Genomic DNA, 15447 nt, shown 5'->3' with positions numbered 1-15447 from the left:
AAGCTAATTTAGGGAGGGGATTTCTATATGAAACGTGCCCAAAAGAATGGCAGCACTTTACTATTTCTGTTCATTGTGCTGTTCGTTATGCTTGCGGGAATTCCTGTTGCATCCGCCAACAACTATAAGGATGTAGTAAAGTCGCAAATCGATTATTCCGATCCAAGTACGGGCGTTTACATTGGGAGTCCCAGCCTCGTGAAGCTCTCCGATGGGACGCTTCTTGCGAGTGATGACGACTTCGGGCCGAATGCATCGAACAAAACCACCAAGGTTTTTCGTTCTTTGGATGATGGAGCCACCTGGACGCAAACGGCAACGATCGACGGTCAATATTGGAGCACGTTGTTCGAGCATAACGGGGCTGTTTATTTGCTGGGGACCAACTACAGCCTAGGCTCCATCGCCATCCGCAAAAGCGTCGACGATGGTATCACCTGGAGCGATGCTTCCATTCTTTATCAAGGGGATGACAAGAATGTTAAATATCACACTGCGCCTACACCAGTGATTAAAGCGAACGGGCGCATCTATAAGGGCTTCGAGGTCTTATATCCATGGGGGATGTGGGCGTTTATCGTTTCCGCACCGGACACGGCGGACCTGATGAATCCTTCGAGCTGGACAAAATCTAACGAATCCGACGTCAATCTTTATATCGAAGGCAACGCCGTAGTCGGACCGGATGGTCTGGTGTGGGATGTGCTCAGACGCTCGGTAATCAACCGTGCCGGCATATACAAGCTCAGCGCGGACAACGAGACGTTTACCAAATACGGAGAATTTGACTTCCCCGGAGGAGATGTGAAGTTCACCATTCGTTACGACGCCGAATCCGGCAAATATATCGCACTCGTTAATGAGCATACCGACTATAACGTGACGCAAAACAATCAGCGCAACGTACTGTCGCTTATGTATTCGTCCGATCTTGTCCATTGGACGCGGGGCAAGCTGCTCATCCAAGAAGACGAGAACTTAAGCTGGGCGAATTCCACCGCGAAAGACGGCTTTCAATATGTCGATTGGCAATTTGAGGGCAACGATCTGATCTATGTGTCCCGCACTTCTTACAACGGCGCAAACTCCAAGCATAACTCCAATCGGCTGACGTTCCATCGCCTTGCCGATTTCCGGAATTATTTGCAGCCGGCCGAGTTAATCGGAGACTACTCCTTCAACGGCTACTCTCACGACGATTCTGCCCAGGGGAACGACCCGATCCGCATAGGCACGGGCGGGTATACAGACGGTAAATATGGGCTAGCGATCTCGATGAAAGGTACGGATTCCCTCAACATGCATTACATGATCGGTAATGAAATAGCCAATGCCGATGCGGTTTCCGTCAGCGTATGGATCAACCCGAGCCTAATGCCCGCACAAGGCGCGCGTTATGATATTCTCAGCACGCGCATCGATGGCACGAATGAAGGGTTCGAGTTGATTGTCGACTCCGATTCAATACGGCTAGGAGGACGAAGCGACAAGGTCGACAGCTACCAAAGTAAGAGCTTCAGCTTCAACAGTCCGAACTCGTGGCATCATGTGGTAGGGGTTGTCGATCTTAAGAATAAGGCCATCAAGCTGTATTTAGACAAGGTTGAGCAGTCCCCCGGCGGAACGTTCACGTTCAGCCAAGATTATTACCGGCGATATTCACCTTCCCAGGAGGATCGAGTCGGCATGAATCCTAGCGGCGGCAAAAACTTCTATGGCATGCTGGATGAATTGAAAATATACCGCAAAGCGCTGACACAGACGGAGATCGAGAGCTTGTACTATAATTTTGACATAACGGCTCCCGTTACTACCGCGATTGTTTCGCCAGCACAGCCAGACGGTACGAACGGCTGGTATGTGCATCCGGTTATGGTAACGCTGGCTGCCTCTGATAATGGCTCAGGAGTAGCTTCATCCGTGTACAGCCTGGACGGCGGAGCATCCTGGCAGACGTATACGGGCCCCGTAACGTTCGATCGCGATGGCGAGTATGCGCTTAGCTATCGTTCGACGGATCATGCAGGGAATGTCGAAGCAGCGAAGACCATCTCGTTTAAAATCGACAGGACCGTGCCGACAGCGACGATTACATACGGTAAGGCGGCCGATGGACGCGTCGTTGCGACCCTCTCCCCAAGCGAACCGGTAACGATTACGAACAACGGGGGTTCGCCTAGCTACAACTTTTATGATAATGACAGCTTCACCTTCGAATTTGTTGATGTAGCGGGTAATAAAGGGACGGCAATGGCTTCTGTGAACAATATCCCGTCCCCAAGCACGGGTGCACCTGGAAAGCTCGTTCTGTCCGATGATAATGGGCACGATACAGGCATTCAAGACGGCAATTACAACATCACCATGAATATGTGGTGGGGTAATAACGGTGAAATTTATAAATTGTATGAAAACGACATTCTGATCGATACCCAAACCCTGATGGACCGGTCGCCCAATGCGCAATCGACCGTAACGGCGGTGACCTACAAGAAGAACGGCTCGTACCGGTATTACGCCGAGCTGACCAACGCATACGGCACCACGAGAAGCGATGTTCGGACCGTCAACGTTACGCAAGCGGCTCCGGGCAAACCGATTCTATCTAACGATAACTGGGACGGGGATGGGAATTTCAGTCTCAGTATGAACATGTGGTGGGGGACGAACGGGACGACATACCGATTGTATGAGAACGGTATTCTTGTTGATACGAAAAAGCTTATAAGCGCATCGCCGCAAGCACAATCGGTGGTTACGGCGATTCAAGGCAAGCCGGTCGGTACGCACGAATACCGCTGCGAACTCGTCAATTACGCGGGAGCGACTTCGAGCGAAACGATGATCGTGCAGGTAACCAAGTAATCGTGCTTACAGTTTAGTTGAATAAAATGAAAAAAAAATGACGACCAAAAGGAATATTCCTTATTCCTTTTGGTCGCCTTTTTATTTTAACAGGGTGAGGTACAGGAAAGGGTTCGGGATCTTTTGGGTTGCCCCCAATTAGAGCCATCCAGCGCTTACTTGAAACGTTACCTTAAAAAAGACATTGAGTTCACCTTATCACTCTATATTTTGCTGCAAGGGTCATACATCCGCTTTACCTACAATATCATAAGTTTAGATCTGCAATCTAAAGAGGTGAGCCAATGGCGGTCGTAAAAGCCAGGAAACAGGATATTGATATGCTGGCAAGGTTGCTTCGAGCTGAAGCTGAGACTGAGGGCGAAATGGGGATGCTCCTTGTTGGAAATGTTGGCATTAACCGAATAAGAGCGAATTGCTCCGATTTTAAAGGCATCCGGACAATTCCACAAATGATTAACCAGGCGCATGCGTTCGAAGCGTTGCAACATGGTTTGTACTATCAAAATGCAAGAGATAGGGAACGCCGTCTGGCGCGACGGGCTGTGAATGGGGAGCGGAACTGGCCAGCCAAATTCTCCCTATGGTATTTCCGTCCAGGAACGTTCGAAAATCCAGGACCATGTCCGGAAACCTGGTATAATCAGCCGCTCGTAGGACGATTCAGGAAGCACTGTTTTTTTGAACCGACCGGGGAAGAATGTGAAAATGTATATAGAACGTTTTAGTTTTTATAAACGAAAAGAGCCCAGGATCTCTTAATCTTGTCAAACAAAGAGGGTGCCCTCAGCCATTTTCATGGCTTTTGGGACACCCTCTTGACTTGTTCATGAAAATTCTTACATGCTAAATGATAATGACCACAAATGCCTGGTGGGGGTTTAGTGGAGCAAACGAAAGCCAGTTTGCATTCTTGGCGAATGGAAACTGGCTTTCGTTTACCATGAACCTGATTTTTCTAAAGGAAACCGTTCTCTACAGTCGGATATGGGGTGGAAAGTGGAATGTCCCATTTACGACAAATATCTTTGAACCTCTCGTGAACGTTCTTTTTATTGTTTGTTTCATACCGCTGACAATGAGCTCAATAGTTGCTTTGTTTGCAGTTAAAAGGTAAACTACATGCCCGTCTGACACCTTTTGTCTTATCCAATTTTTGTCGAAGGTTGCCAGCAATAAGTGGGGATGAAAGGGACACATGTGAATGAAAAGTATTGTATTTATGATTTGCTTGATTGGAAATTCAGTCCGTATTACATAGTTGTTTGACCCTTTGAACCCCACAATAACTAAAGGCAATCTCTGGCAAAGTAGAGAAAGATTTTAGGAAAGGTAATTTTGCTAAAGGATTGTAAGTAAAAAATTGTTAAATAGAAAAAATTATAGTAGTATTTTAGGAGCAGTAAGCTAGTTATTGTTTTTAAATCATGAACCCTCTGAAAGGTAGATTGAGATTATGTTTAAAAGAAAGTTGTGCATATTAGTGCTGATGCTGTTGGCCACGGGATGCGGAAAGTCCATTGATGTAAAACATGAGGAAATGATCAAAACGACAAATACAGTACCAGAATTGAAGGAAAAGAAGATCGAGTTGGCTAAAACAGAGAATGGCATTATGCTATTTGCAAATAAGCAAGCAGAGGGGGACTTATTTAAGGAGATTACCATCCAAACTAAGGAAAGAAGTAAAGTTTTTCCTTGGAGCACTTCAACAAACCCCGCCTACTATCCGGTAGTTAAAGTTGGTGATTTCTATACGGACAATAAAGAAGAACTAGCTGTTATCCTTACAAAAGGCTACGGAACGGGTGTTTTAGAACAAAAGGTTCATGTATTAAATGTAGCAGACCTTTCAGAAATTCCAGTTGAAAACCCTATGGACGCCGCATACGAACAGGTTCCTTCGAAAATTACCACTGCAGGCGACTCAGTTACGGTTGAATTAGAAATAAATAAAAAAAAGATTGAAAAAAAATACAAAAAATCAGATGCAGCTGCTTGGTTTGAAAAGGTTGGCTATGGAGCAATAACCGAGTATACATTTAAGGACAATAAGTTATTGGCAACCTTATCGGTAAATATATCTCCTGCAGAAACTGCAGGTAATTTAGTTGTGGAGTATGGTAACGATCTAAAAGTAAAGAGTATTACTTTTAAAGATTGAGTAATCAAAAGAGGATCCTTTTACTGCCTGGAAAAACGATTTCTCCCGGTAACCCTGTTATGCCCATCACACGACCCCCCGGCTTGAAATGACCCGCTTTTCCGCCAACCTCTTTTACTTTAACCTACTGGATAATGCAGTAAAATTCTCTCCACAGGTTTGAGAAATACATATCCGAATTTATGATACGACCGACCAAGTATTCGTTCTGATCAGCGATAAAGGACCGGGTATTCCATTGGAAAAACAAAAGTATGACTTTTTGATAAATTTTATCAAGGTGCGAAGTTGCACATCCTCTGAACTAATTACGATAATTTGAAAGGGAGCTCCTTAAATGAGGAGTTCCCTTATTTCGTGGTGTTCTATTATCCCTGCCATATATTAGCGATTAACTGATATATCCTGATATAAATATAACGATATATTAAGATAATATTAACAATATCAAGTGATTTACAAGATCTCAAAATATATATCATTGATTATGTCAGTGACATAAAGTAAGCTCGATTTAGATCACCAATCTGGGGCACGCTTCATACGGGGTCGAGAAAAATTTAAACCAGCTGCAAGGCTTCTAAAGTACCACAGCGGCGTATGCAGTCTATGGACAAATGTCCGAATGATAACGCTTCCTTTTTTTTGCAGCTCCGTTCGTTACTATCGTTTAAACAAAGGATGACCATGGATGAAAAATGTACGTGTGACGAAAAAACCGAATCAACAGCTATATTTGCAAATTGCGGATAAGGTGATGGAGATTATCCATAGCCGCAGGCTCCAGCCGCATGATCCGGTGCCGTCGGAAGGGGAGCTGGCGAAGCTGTTCGGCGTCAGCCGGATGACAAGCAAGCTGGCGCTGGAGCGTCTGGCGGAGCAGGGGCTGGTGTACCGCCTGCCCAGAAGGGGGACCTTCCTGGCGGTCCAACAGGACTATGAGCCTGACAGCCGTACTCTTCAGGAGGTCAGCAAGCCGGAGCGGGAGGATGTGAATCGCAGCAGGCAAGTCGCTTTGGTGGTGCCGCATCTGTCCGATTACACATCGAAGATCATCGCCGCAGCGGAGCTTGAGGCCAGGAAGCATGATTGCGATCTGATATTGAAGATCAGCAAGAATAAAGACGACGAAGACCGCTGTTTGCAGAAGTTGGTGGAAGGTGGGATCGACGGCATCATTTTATTCCCCCAGGGGCGCAAGACGTGCAGCGACCACGTGCTGAGATTGAAATTGCAGCAGTTTCCGCTTGTGATTATCGACCGGATTTTCCGCGAGGTTCAGATTGACTGCGTCTACCACGATCATTACCGGGGCTCCTACGAGATGACCCAATATTTGATCAAGCAGGGGCACCGGGAGATCGGATATACCTCAAACGCGATCGATAATATCACGAGCAGGGAGGAGCGATATCAAGGATACATCCAGGCGCTGCTCGATCATGCAATTCCTGTTAAAACTCAGCACATTCATTTTCGAAGCGTGTTATGCGATCCTAGCCGGATGAATGAAAGGGACCCTGAGCAGGAACAATTTCTTCAGGATAATCCGCAGATAACCGCTCTATTATGCGGAGATGACCATGTTGCCATTTCTACCTTGAATACGGCCTTGAGCATGGGAATCCAGGTCCCCGACAAGCTGTCGATCGTCGGATTCTCGGATATTCAGCTGTCGGCGCTAACGGCTGTTCCGCTTACTACGGTGAGACAGGACACAGAAAAGCTTGCGCTATCGGCGTTCAATCTCATTATGAAGCGAGTTAACCAGTCTCAGGAGAAACCGATAACTATCAAAATTCAAACAACAATCGTAGAGAGAAAATCTGTTCTCAAAAACGACCAGGAGGTTTAAGATGAAGATTCATTTTCTTGGAACTGCCGCCGCGGAGGGATTTCCCAATGCCTTTTGCCGCTGCGAGTATTGTGTCCGGGCTCGGCAGCTTGGCGGAAAGAACATCCGGACGCGAAGCTCGGCGATTATAGACGATGTCATTAAATTCGATTATTCGCCGGATTCCTATATGCAGTCGCTGCGCGACAACATCGATTTTAGTGCGATTGAGCACCTGCTGGTGACTCACACGCATATGGACCACCTCAATGCTCTCGATCTGGAATGCCGGAGAGCGGGTATCGCCCATAACCTGGATCGCCCGCTTCATATTTATGGAAACGATGCGGTCATGTATCACGTGCGCACTGCCATCGGACGTTTTGAGGGAGAACGCTTCGCCTTCCATCTGCTCCGCCCGTTCGAGACGATCACTGTAGGGGATGCGCGTGTGACCCCATTGCTTGCCGATCACGACCGGATGGAGACCTGCCTGTTGTATGTGGTGGAGAAGCAGGGCAAGAAGCTGCTGTACGGTCATGATTCCGGCTGGTTCCCGGAATTGACCTGGGCTTGGCTCCAAGGGAAGCAGCTGGATGCGGCTATCCTGGATTGTACGCATGGCTACACGGGGAAATCACGCGACCGTAACCATATGTGTATAGAGACCGTCCTCGAAGCTCAGCGTGAGTTTCATAAGGAAAACATCTTGAAAGAGGACGGCCGCATTATCGTCACGCACTTTAGCCATAATTCAAGGCTTCTTCACGATGAGTTCGTAGAAATCTTTAAGCCGTCTGGAGTCGTAGTAGCCTACGACGGAATGATCCTTCACATTTAGATTAACCAAAATCAACATACACCCAAAGGAGAGTCGAACAATGAAGAAAACAATGGTAAGCCTGTCTCTTTTATCGGTATTGTGCCTTGCTGTAACAGCTTGTGGCGGAGGCGGCAGCAATAACGCTGGAAGTACGCCTCCGGCTGCCGCGCCTTCCGCGTCTGCACCTGCTGCGAATGAACCCGTAAAGAACGAGAAGCTGATCGTTTATACGAATGCAAACTCAGACGGCCGCGGAGAGTGGCTGATTGAGAAAGCGAAGACAGCCGGCTTCGAGATAGAGTTAGTAGGGGCGGGAGGCGCCAACCTGACAAACCGCCTGATTGCCGAGAAGAACAATCCGATCGCCGACGTCGTCTTTGGCTTGAACAACATGCTGTACGAGAATCTGAAGAAGGAAAATGTCCTGACCAAATACGTTCCGAAATGGGCCGGAGATGTGGAGCCGGGACTGAACGATCCGGAAGGTTATTACCATGGACTTGTAAAGCAAGCGATCCTGCTCGGCTATAATCCGAAAAACTTCACCCCTGAAACGGCACCTAAGGATTGGACCGATCTTTACAAAAATGACGCCTTTAAGGGCAAGTACGAGGCTCCGACTTTGCTTGGCCAAATTACGCCGCAGCTTGTCGTGGCAGGCATCTTGACCCGTTACAAGGATCCGAAGGGGGATCTCGGCATTGCCAAGGAGGGTTGGGATGAAATCAAGAAGCTCTATGACAACGGCGTTAGAGCGGTTGAAGGCGAAGACTTCTACGCCAATCTCGCCAGTGGCAAAACGCCGCTTGGAGCTGTCGTTTCCGGTACGCTGAGCAAGAAGGAAGAGCAGTATAAAGTGAAGGCCGGCATCGTAAGCCCGTCCGTCGGCGTTCCGATGATTGTCGAGCATGCGGCGATCGTTAAGGGTACGAAGAAGATGGCAACGGCCGAACGTTTCGTTGAGTGGATGGGATCGGCTGAGGTGCAAGGAGAGTTCGCCGCCAAGTTCAATGCTATGCCTGCAAATACGAAAGCGGCAGATAAAGCGTCCGATTCCGTCAAAGCCCTGTATTCCTCGCTTAAGGCGCAGCAGCTTGATTGGGGCTTCGTCGCTGACAACATCGGCAAATGGGTAGAAAAAATCGAACTGCAGATCATGAAATAATACGAAAAAAGGATCAGGGATAACGATGATAACCTTTCGCGATATACAAATTAAATTCGGACAATTTCATGCGATTAAAAACCTGAATCTCCATATCAACGAAGGCGAATTCTTTACGTTTCTCGGGCCGTCCGGCTGTGGGAAAACGACGATTCTGCGGAGCCTGGTCGGCTTTATCAAGCCGACCAGCGGACAGATTATGCTGGCTGAAGCGGATATTACCCACGTGCCTATCGAGAAAAGAGGCATCAGCATGGTGTTCCAAAGCTACGCCTTGTTCCCGACGATGAATGTGTATGAGAATATCGCTTTCGGGATGCGCGTCAAGAAGGCTTCCAGGGAAGAGGTTGACCGGGAGGTCAGAGATATCGCCCGGAAGGTGGATCTGAAGGAGGAACTGCTGTTCAAGAAAGTATCTGAGCTGTCCGGCGGGCAGCAGCAGCGGGTCGCGATAGCGAGGGCGCTGGTCCTGAAGCCGCGCATTTTGGCGCTCGATGAACCCTTGTCCAACCTGGACGCCAAGCTAAGAGTGCAGCTCCGCAACGAGCTGAAGTTTTTGCAGAAGAAATTCGGCATTACGACGATCTATGTCACCCACGACCAAGAGGAAGCGTTAACCTTATCCGACCGGATTGCCGTCTTCAACAGCGGAGCCGTGGAGCAGGTGGGTACCCCTCAGGAGGTATATAATCAATCGCAGACGGAATTCGTTTGCAACTTCATCGGGGATATCAACAAAATCGATCCTCGCATTATAGAGAATAGCAGGTTGAAAGAGCATGTCGGCGCCGGTAAAGTAGCGTATATCCGCAATGAGAAGGTCAGCTTGCTGCCACTTCCGGGCGAGGATGTCGTGACACTCGAGGGAACGATTGCAGAGCAAGAATTTTATGGACTGTACAGCAAATATTTGATTGAGGTGTCCGGCGGGGGCGTGCTGAAGACGATTGAGAAAGAAAGCGGCCTCACGAGCCACAAGGTCGGCGATAGCGTCCGGCTGCACATCCTGGCCGGAGACATTTTACAGTACTAGGGAAGGAGGAAGCGGGTTTGAACACAGAAAGATTAAGAAAAACGTTATCATCCTTCAACCCGGCCGCAATTATTTTCTACGGGCTGATTGCCTGGTTCGTCATAGCATTTCTGATCTATCCCAATATCAATATTTATTACGAAATCTTCTTCAAAGGCGGCAAGCTTTCGTTCGGAGCAGCCGAGAAGCTTCTATCGTCCGAACGCGCTATGCGAAGCTTGTACAACAGCTTTATTCTAGCGGTGTCCCTGGTTTTTACGGTCAATGTCGTCGGCGTTACGCTGGTTTTGATTTCCGAATATTTTGATATTAAAGGCGCGAAGGTGTTAAGGCTCGGGTACTATACAACCTTGATCTACAGCGGCGTGGTACTCGTGTCGGGATATAAGTTTGTATATGGCGAGAACGGCTTTATGACCAAGCTTTTGGCCGGGATTTTTCCTTCCTTTGATACGACGTGGTTTCATGGATATTGGGCGGTGCTGTTCGTGATGACCTTTGCGTGTACGTCCAACCACGTTCTCTTTTTGAGCAATGCCATCCGTAAAATCGATTTTCAAACCGTCGAGGCGGCCAAAAACATGGGAGCGTCTACCTTCTATATTTTGCGGCGGGTAGTGCTTCCGGTTCTCAAGCCCACGATGTTTGCGCTCACGATTCTGATCTTTCTGACGGGTCTGGCCGCCACATCCGCTCCTCTGATCCTCGGCGGGGTGGAATTCCAGACGATCACGCCTATGATCCTGACGTTCGCAAACAGCACGTCCTCCAAGGATTTGGCAGCGCTGCTGGCGCTCATTCTGGGCCTAGCTACGCTGGTGCTGCTCACGCTGATGATCCGTTTCGAGAGAAAGGGCAACTTCATGTCCGTCTCGAAAGTAAAGTCAGAGCTTGTCAAACAGAAGATCGACAACAAGCTCGCGAATATAGCCGTACATGTTCTAGCGTATTTTTTATTTCTCATTTATATGATCCCGGTAGTGCTGATTGTCGTGTTCTCCTTCACGGATGCGCACAGCATCTCCACAGCAACGCTCGATATCCGCGGATTTTCCTTGAACAATTACATGCAGGTGTTCTCCAGTATGTCCGCGTTCAAGCCTTATCTCGTGAGTATCGTCTATGCGGCGGCCGCATCCGCTGCCGTGGTCGTTTTGGCTTTGATGGCATCGCGAATTCTGCATAAATTCCAGAACAAGTGGACGCTTGCTCTGGAATACTCGCTGCTCATCCCGTGGATGCTGCCTTCGACCCTCATTGCTATCGGCCTTATCGTCACATTCAACACACCGAGATGGATCATCGGCAATTCGGTTCTGGTCGGTACGGTCTGGATGCTGTTCATAGCCTATGTCATCGTGCATATTCCGTTCACGCTGCGCATGGTAAAGGCGTCCTTCTTCAGTCTGGACAGCAGCCTGGAGGATGCGGCGAAGAACCTGGGAGCGAAGTCCTTTTATACGTTCCGAAAGGTTCTGCTGCCGATTATTTTGCCATCCACACTGGCGGTATTGGCCCTTAACTTCAATGGCATTCTGGCGGATTATGACCTCACCGTATTCCTGTATCATCCGCTCTACCAGCCGCTCGGCATCGTAATCAAAAACAGCACCGACGCTCAGGCACTGGCTGATACCAAGGCGTTAACTCTGGTCTATTCCGTCATCCTGATGGTCATGTCAACCATCACGTTATATTTCGTTTATGGAAGAAAAAGTAAATCCTAGTAAAACACATAGAAACCTGCCGCAATCCCATCATGGGAGGTGCTGGCAGGTTTTTTTAGATGGAAAGACATTTGTTGCCGGACCGGATTTCGGGCTCACAAAGCAGGATATTTTGAACGTGCGCTCCGTCAGTGTGATAGGTATGATGCTGTCCCCGCTGTCCGGACGGTTGGCCGGTCACTTCGGCGTTCGTAATGATGCCATTTATTCGCCGATAACACCATTTAAAGAAACGGCCATCCCGCAAAGGATGACCCTAGTATTTGCCGTTTCTATTACATGTGCTCGCGGTATCTCTTGCGGGTTTATTTTTGTTTCCTAATAAGAGGAGCAATGGATGGAAACAGCATGATGCATAACAAGACAATTAAAGCGACATATTCCGAATCTGTCATAATTTGAAAAGGACTAATTGAATTTCTTATGGATACGGAAAGCTGAAGCCCCATGAGTAAATCGACTATGACAACAAAGCACATATTGATTATTAAAAACAAGATAAAGTAACCAATAGTTCCTATGCAAATCACACCTGTCCATTAAAATTTCTGTATGCACAATCACGTTTAGTATTGGAAAATGGGTGCGCTCCAATACATTTCTGGAAAGGTATAGAAACAAATTCAAATGTGAATAAATACTTGTATTAAGAACGGAGGGATTTCATTATGTTTGATTGGAGGCGATTTCGTAAACATAAAACTGTAGAAGTGCAAAACCAGAATGAAGAAATGCTTGGTTATATAAATGAAAGCACTTTATATGTTAGTTTAGAATATAACCTTCAACAAATAATGCAGGAGTTTGGAAATAGTCCCGATGTAAAAATTCGGGAGTTTGCGATTGGAAATCCAGGAGTTCGAGCAGCCGCAGTTTTTATCGACAATTTAACCGATAAAACGATAGTCGATGATTTTATCATGCGTTCCTTGATGATTGACACCGCCAAAGAGGCTATCAAAGAAACGGCATCGGGTAAGGATGTCTTTGAGTTCATAAAAAATCATGCTTTTGTTCTGGGAGAAGTCCAAGTTATTAAAAATTGGAAAGGATTCATGTTGTCCTTATTATCCGGTAATACGCTTATCTTGATTAACGGCACGAATGAAGCGATCAGCGGCGATACGAGAGGCGGGAAATTGAGAGACCCATCGGAACCGACTTCACAGGTAGTCATTCGTGGGCCTAAGGATGGTTTTACTGAAAATTTAGCCACTAATGTGTCTCTTATACGTCGTCGTATTAAAAGCCCCCATCTATGGCTTGAGTCTAAAAGCATCGGCAGTGTCACACAAACAACGGTAGCGATCATGTATATCCAAGGAATCGCCAACGATCAACTTGTCCAAGAAGTCAGACAAAGGTTGAATGGCATCCGGATTGACGGTATTTTGGAATCCGGTTATATCGAAGAATTAATTCAGGATCAACCGTTCAGTCCATTCCCGACCATTTACAGCACCGAACGGCCGGATGCTGTGGCCGCGAATCTGTTGGAAGGCCGAATAGCTGTATTGGTAGACGGAACTCCGTTTGTCCTTGTTTTACCGAGCTATGCTGCAATGATCATCGCTGCAGATTTATTCCAACTGATGAAACCGCAAAAGTTGGCATTGCCCATAGGAATAACCATACTTTTATCGTCGATGATGACGGCAGGCAGCTGGACGGAATTTGAACAAGAAGGGAAACAAGTTATTATAGGGGTGTTCTTGCCTCTTCTAAGTATTATCATACCTGTCTTGCTACTTGTGGTCCATCTTATTCGTAAGCGATTCGGTCTGTATTAAGATAGTAAACGCGTCCTTCTTGATCACATATAACTTAAAGCTTTCTTTCTAAGTTCCAGTTTTCGATATCCAAGCGCAAGCACCATGGAGGGTATGGTACATACAATCATTCCGATAAAGGCATACCTAGGCTCGATTTCGTATAAATAGCCGCCGAAAATTGTGAATATGGCAGTACTCCAGCTAAGTGCAAGCGCTGAATACATGCCTTGAGCTTTCGGAATCTGCGCGGGTGGAATCTGTTTGATCAAATATTTCATAAATGCATAATGCGCCATTGCAAATGAGCATGCATGCAAGGTTTGTGCAATACAGAATACGATCACAGTAGGAAAAGAAAATACCAGTAACCATCGTATGGATGAACCTAGCGCCGCAAGTGCCAACAAGGAGCCAACCGAAAACCGCTGAAAGCGTTTGTCAGCAACGGAGAAGAAAATGATCTCTGCGATTACGGCAATATTAAGAATTAGTCCAATCAAGTACTTTGGTGCATGGATTTCCTGTAAAAAGATATAGCCGTAGCTGTAATAGGAGGCGTGTGCCGCTTGTAATAAAATTACGATAACAAGGACTAACCCGAAGTGTTTTATGCGGAACAAGCTCATCATTCCGTGTTTTTTATTTTGATCCATGTTCGTAATTTCCGATAAAACGACGGGGGAATGCAGGAAACCTAGTAATAGGAATATCAGCGCCCCAACTAACAGGGACCATAAGATGACTTCATCACCCATTGCCCCTGTAAACAAAGTTAAGATCATGCCAGCCACAACAAATCCGATCGAACCAAAGGAGCGGCTTTTGCCGTAATCCCTTAATTGTTTATTTTGCACAAGTGTGCTAGCTGCACTATCTAAAGCTGGCATTAATGCTGGATAAAAGAAATGTAGAAGCAGGGTAGCTAAAAGTAAGCCGGTAAAGGAGGTTGCAGGGATATAACTCAAAAGGCTGATGATTGTACCAATGGCCATTGTATTTACTAATGTTTTACTACTGAATTTTTCCGAGAAATAGGGAAATACGGCCATCGTAGAGAGACCTCTAGCACCCAATCCCAAGCTCATAATCAAACTAGCCTGTGAAACGGTAATCCCTTTTGTATGAATCATCCATCCGGTCCAATACGGCAGAAAAATACCCCATGTCATAAAAAAACTAAAAAACTGACTACTCATCCAACGTTGTGTGTTCATTTGTTCTCACCCCATTGGTTGCATAATATCATGGTGATTCTTACAATAATATGAGATATCTCATGTTCCAAAAGGTGATATATGGAGATTTATAAAAATGGAAAAAGACAGAGCTATCTGAAAGAACACTCCATCGCACATTTATTTTCATTTCCGGTCGAAGAGTTTTTACAAATCCACGAATATCAGCGTGATGAATGGATTATTCAAGAAGGGATGCGCCCGGATTTTCTTTTTTATATTATGGAGGGAAAAGCAAAAATCTATGTGACACATCAAAATGGGAAAGTTTCCTTAATTAATTTTATTGGCGCAAACGACTACATAGGGGAAATGGAATTATTACATGATGTGTACTATACAAAAGGGATTCAAGCCTCAACCAAGACCGTTTGTTTTGCTCTTCCTATTCATCGCTATCGCGCACAATTGCTGGAAGATTCAAAATTTCTACGTGAATTAACCAGGTTTCTAAGTGCAAAGGCAACACTTATGGCGGCCAAGTACTCGCAAAGTCTTGCTTTCCCGCTTGAAAACCGGCTTGCGGATTTTATTTTGGAAACTGCAGATGAAGGGGTTTATAAGGAGAAACACGTAACCGTTTGTGATTATTTAGGCACATCGTATAGGCACTTATTGCATGTATTAACACAATTTTGCGATAAAGGGTATTTGCAAAAGGAAGGACGGAACTATCAAATTAAACAGTACCATTCCCTATATGAACTTGCTCAGGTATTGAAGTATAAGTAGTCATGCAATTTTGTGCCTTCGGAAAGAAGTTGGGAGACAAAATAGATTAATTCTGCTGGGTATTTTTAAAAATGTGATTCGAGGTAAGGTTCGGCTG

General features: G+C 46.3%; 13 protein-coding genes. 11 read left to right on the top strand and 2 right to left on the bottom strand.

The window, feature by feature from the left end; genetic code table 11:
- Nucleotides 1-27 precede the first annotated feature (27 nt).
- The 9 genes from ABEA66_RS15065 (at nucleotide 28) to ABEA66_RS15025 (ending at nucleotide 11933) form a co-directional block, all read left to right on the top strand.
- A complete protein-coding gene (locus tag ABEA66_RS15065) occupies nucleotides 28-2865 on the top strand; it encodes an OmpL47-type beta-barrel domain-containing protein (protein WP_345588481.1) in 2838 nt (945 codons plus the stop codon).
- 284 nt (nucleotides 2866-3149) lie between these two features.
- Nucleotides 3150-3593, top strand: a complete 444-nt coding sequence (locus tag ABEA66_RS15060) for a cell wall hydrolase (protein ID WP_079913279.1) — start codon at nucleotides 3150-3152, stop codon at nucleotides 3591-3593.
- Between the two features lie 728 nt (nucleotides 3594-4321).
- On the top strand, nucleotides 4322-5029 hold the full coding sequence (locus ABEA66_RS15055; protein WP_345588479.1) for a hypothetical protein: 708 nt from the start codon (nucleotides 4322-4324) through the stop codon (nucleotides 5027-5029).
- A gap of 691 nt (nucleotides 5030-5720) precedes the next feature.
- Nucleotides 5721-6884: a GntR family transcriptional regulator gene (locus ABEA66_RS15050; protein ID WP_345588477.1), complete on the top strand. Its 1164-nt coding sequence runs from the start codon at nucleotides 5721-5723 to the stop codon at nucleotides 6882-6884.
- Nucleotide 6885: 1 nt separating this feature from the next.
- Nucleotides 6886-7704, top strand: coding sequence for an MBL fold metallo-hydrolase (locus tag ABEA66_RS15045; RefSeq protein WP_345588475.1), 819 nt, complete (start codon nucleotides 6886-6888; stop codon nucleotides 7702-7704).
- 40 nt (nucleotides 7705-7744) lie between these two features.
- Nucleotides 7745-8851: an extracellular solute-binding protein gene (locus ABEA66_RS15040; RefSeq protein ID WP_345588473.1), complete on the top strand. Its 1107-nt coding sequence runs from the start codon at nucleotides 7745-7747 to the stop codon at nucleotides 8849-8851.
- Between the two features lie 25 nt (nucleotides 8852-8876).
- Nucleotides 8877-9884, top strand: coding sequence for an ABC transporter ATP-binding protein (locus tag ABEA66_RS15035; RefSeq protein WP_345588471.1), 1008 nt, complete (start codon nucleotides 8877-8879; stop codon nucleotides 9882-9884).
- A gap of 17 nt (nucleotides 9885-9901) precedes the next feature.
- Entirely contained in the window at nucleotides 9902-11611 is a 1710-nt protein-coding gene (locus tag ABEA66_RS15030) for an ABC transporter permease (protein WP_345588469.1), read from the top strand.
- Nucleotides 11589-11933 (top strand): hypothetical protein, encoded by a 345-nt coding sequence (locus ABEA66_RS15025; protein ID WP_345588467.1) that lies wholly within the window; start codon nucleotides 11589-11591, stop codon nucleotides 11931-11933. The genes ABEA66_RS15030 and ABEA66_RS15025 overlap by 23 nt, the downstream gene beginning before the upstream one ends.
- Here the strand turns inward: ABEA66_RS15025 and ABEA66_RS36500 are convergent.
- Nucleotides 11917-12090 carry a YczF family membrane protein gene (locus ABEA66_RS36500; RefSeq protein ID WP_465263659.1) on the bottom strand — a complete coding sequence of 58 codons (174 nt, stop codon included), beginning with the start codon at nucleotides 12088-12090 and terminating at the stop codon, nucleotides 11917-11919. The two genes, ABEA66_RS15025 and ABEA66_RS36500, sit on opposite strands and share 17 nt — an antisense overlap.
- 189 nt (nucleotides 12091-12279) lie before the next feature.
- On the opposite strand from ABEA66_RS36500, the gene ABEA66_RS15020 reads away from it, so the two are divergent.
- Complete coding sequence (locus ABEA66_RS15020; RefSeq protein ID WP_345588465.1) at nucleotides 12280-13401, top strand: spore germination protein; 1122 nt, start codon at nucleotides 12280-12282, stop codon at nucleotides 13399-13401.
- Nucleotides 13402-13424: 23 nt separating this feature from the next.
- On the opposite strand, the gene ABEA66_RS15015 is transcribed toward ABEA66_RS15020, so the two are convergent.
- On the bottom strand, nucleotides 13425-14597 hold the full coding sequence (locus ABEA66_RS15015; RefSeq protein ID WP_345588463.1) for an MFS transporter: 1173 nt from the start codon (nucleotides 14595-14597) through the stop codon (nucleotides 13425-13427).
- 81 nt (nucleotides 14598-14678) lie between these two features.
- On the opposite strand from ABEA66_RS15015, the gene yeiL reads away from it, so the two are divergent.
- Nucleotides 14679-15350 (top strand): transcriptional regulator YeiL, encoded by a 672-nt coding sequence (yeiL, locus tag ABEA66_RS15010; protein WP_345588461.1) that lies wholly within the window; start codon nucleotides 14679-14681, stop codon nucleotides 15348-15350.
- Nucleotides 15351-15447 lie beyond the last annotated feature (97 nt).

Origin of the sequence: Paenibacillus vulneris (genome assembly GCF_039543185.1) — a bacterium.
Classification (GTDB): domain Bacteria; phylum Bacillota; class Bacilli; order Paenibacillales; family NBRC-103111; genus Paenibacillus_S; species Paenibacillus_S vulneris.
This window is presented reverse-complemented; position numbering and strand designations above follow the sequence as displayed.

Coding starts and splice junctions, on each gene's coding strand:
- ABEA66_RS15065 (WP_345588481.1), top strand. CDS start 28: ATGAAACGTGCCCAAAAGAATGGCAGCACTTTACTATTTCTGTTCATT.
- ABEA66_RS15060 (WP_079913279.1), top strand. CDS start 3,150: ATGGCGGTCGTAAAAGCCAGGAAACAGGATATTGATATGCTGGCAAGG.
- ABEA66_RS15055 (WP_345588479.1), top strand. CDS start 4,322: ATGTTTAAAAGAAAGTTGTGCATATTAGTGCTGATGCTGTTGGCCACG.
- ABEA66_RS15050 (WP_345588477.1), top strand. CDS start 5,721: ATGAAAAATGTACGTGTGACGAAAAAACCGAATCAACAGCTATATTTG.
- ABEA66_RS15045 (WP_345588475.1), top strand. CDS start 6,886: ATGAAGATTCATTTTCTTGGAACTGCCGCCGCGGAGGGATTTCCCAAT.
- ABEA66_RS15040 (WP_345588473.1), top strand. CDS start 7,745: ATGAAGAAAACAATGGTAAGCCTGTCTCTTTTATCGGTATTGTGCCTT.
- ABEA66_RS15035 (WP_345588471.1), top strand. CDS start 8,877: ATGATAACCTTTCGCGATATACAAATTAAATTCGGACAATTTCATGCG.
- ABEA66_RS15025 (WP_345588467.1), top strand. CDS start 11,589: ATGGAAGAAAAAGTAAATCCTAGTAAAACACATAGAAACCTGCCGCAA.
- ABEA66_RS36500 (WP_465263659.1), bottom strand. CDS start 12,090: ATGTGCTTTGTTGTCATAGTCGATTTACTCATGGGGCTTCAGCTTTCC.
- ABEA66_RS15020 (WP_345588465.1), top strand. CDS start 12,280: ATGTTTGATTGGAGGCGATTTCGTAAACATAAAACTGTAGAAGTGCAA.
- ABEA66_RS15015 (WP_345588463.1), bottom strand. CDS start 14,597: ATGAACACACAACGTTGGATGAGTAGTCAGTTTTTTAGTTTTTTTATG.
- yeiL (WP_345588461.1), top strand. CDS start 14,679: ATGGAGATTTATAAAAATGGAAAAAGACAGAGCTATCTGAAAGAACAC.